At 63.5% G+C, this 576-nt stretch carries 2 protein-coding genes; both read right to left on the minus strand.

Going from position 1 to position 576, the window contains the following annotated elements; genetic code table 11:
* Nucleotides 1-80, minus strand: an 80-nt coding sequence (locus AC1DU6_RS35105) for a DnaJ domain-containing protein (protein ID WP_477863177.1), incomplete at its 3' end; no start/stop codon positions are given.
* Nucleotides 81-147: 67 nt separating this feature from the next.
* Nucleotides 148-576: Hsp70 family protein (locus AC1DU6_RS35110; protein ID WP_477863176.1), on the minus strand; the 429-nt coding region annotated here is incomplete at its 5' end.

A 576-nucleotide genomic window follows, 5' to 3' on the forward strand; every position in this document is an offset into this window, starting at 1 on the left:
CGGTAGGCCTTCTTGATGTCTTCCTCGGTCGCGTTTTTGGCGACGCCGAGGATTTCGTAGTAATCGCGCTTGGRCGCCATCGTCTTCTTTCAAGGGCAAAGGCCCGGGCACGCTTGTCGCGGTCCCGGGCCAGGGGTCATGCGGGACTTACTTGCTGTCCTTGACTTCCTTGAACTCGGCGTCCACGACGTTGTCGTCGGCCGGGCGCTTGGCTTCACCTTGCGGTGCGGCCTGGGGCTGTTCAGCACCACCGGCGCCTGTGGCCGCTGCCGCAGCGGCCTGCGCGCCTTGTTGGTCAGCGTAGATCTTTTCGCCCAGCTTCTGGCTGGCCGTCATCAGCTTCTCGGTCTTGGCCTCGATGTCGGCCTGGTCGTCGCCCTTGATGGCTTCTTCCAGGTCCTTCGCCGCGGCTTCGATCGCTTCCTTCTCGGCCGCTTCGAGCTTGTCGCCATGCTCGGTGACCGACTTGCGCACGCTGTGCACCATGCCGTCGGCCTGGTTGCGGGCCTGCACGAGTTCGACCTTCTTCTTGTCCTCGGCCGCGTTGGCTTCGGCATCCTTCACCATCTTCTCGAT

Source organism: Roseateles sp. P5_B10, assembly GCF_056400485.1.